Consider the following 1316-nt stretch of genomic DNA (forward strand, 5'->3'; position numbering starts at 1 on the left):
CAGTGAAGATACCATCGCCTCCTGGAATGAAACCTGGATTGACTTGATTCGCGCCGATTCGCCATTTTGGCAAACTATTGTGCAATTTTCCAGAGGCATTCTGGCGCTGTGCTTTCTCTATATGTTCGTGCGCTTTGGCAACGAAATTATGAAGTCGCGCTACTTGGGTACGGTGGTTGAGCTGTTTACCTTTCCACTGGTTGTACTGCTCTTCCTGGGCAATAATGGCAGACTCCTTTCAGAATCGGTCTTGATCCTTCGGGCAATTGGGTATCGCCTGACCTCAGGACTGTTATCGCAACAACTGGTGGGCTATACCCTCCAAGATGCCATTACGCAATTTGGACTCAATAACTTGGGCGTACAGCGGATCAAGCAGGTCTACAGCGAATGTGAAGGCTTGACGGGCGATCCGTTTTTGGAATGCTGGGACAGCAAGGCCGATGAGGTGCGCGCCATTTACCAACGTCTGGAAGCCCAAAACGGCAATATCAGCTTTGGCCCCTTGGAAGCATTTGCTGAAGCTGCCATTAGCCGTACCGGTATCTCAGCCATCGGGGATTTGGTGGAGATCAGCGGTGGCGCACTTCAAGGTGATTTCAGTGGAGCCTTTGCTAGTGTGCTGCAAGACCGACTCATCCCCATTATTCAAATGTTGCTCTATGGGCTGCAATGGGCGTTCGTCAACATCGTGGAAGCTGCGTTACTGATTGCGGCCGTGTTGGCTCCCATTGCGGTGGCGCTATCCATCTTGCCGGTTTCTGGGCGACCCATCTGGGCTTGGCTATCCGGGTTTGTCGGACTCCTCGGTCTGCAGATTGGCTACAACTTGCTGGTGGGCATTGTGGCGGCGGTCTTAGCCAACACTCAGGGTGGCGCATTGGAGGTCTCTCAAAACCTAGGCTTCTTGCTCTTTATTTCCATATTTGCGCCGGGGCTGGTCACCGCACTGGCCACCTGGAGCGCCACATCGCTATTCTCAGCCATCAGTCGGCGGGCCAATAGCATGGCCAGCACGGTGACCAGTGGGCTATCAACCGTCGCAAAATTTGCCGTTCTTAAATCAAGGTGATGCAGCAGTTAAAAGGACTATTTCAACAGACGCCAGATGATACTCCGTTCACAACCGCTCAAGACCGAACGGAGGACGCCGCGATTAATGGCGCAGATGCCCCAGCAGCCGACCCAACCGTCTATCTCCCCATCAAAAGTGAAAATTCACTCATTATCGTCATGGGGATTTTGGGCATGGCTCTCTTGGTGAGCCTCGTTGCCAACCTATTGTTACTCTTCAACAACCGAGCGCTCGCTCAACG

2 protein-coding genes are annotated in these 1316 nt (G+C 52.8%); both read left to right on the forward strand.

Annotated elements, in window-relative coordinates:
• Positions 1–1072 (forward strand): hypothetical protein (locus tag V6D20_15940; protein ID HEY9817271.1); only part of this gene is annotated, 1072 nt, incomplete at its 5' end.
• On the forward strand, positions 1072–1316 hold a 245-nt coding region (locus V6D20_15945; GenBank protein ID HEY9817272.1), incomplete at its 3' end, for a hypothetical protein. The genes V6D20_15940 and V6D20_15945, both read left to right, overlap by 1 nt.

The sequence above is a fragment of the Candidatus Obscuribacterales bacterium genome (assembly GCA_036703605.1).
Classification (GTDB): Bacteria; Cyanobacteriota; Cyanobacteriia; order RECH01; family RECH01; genus RECH01.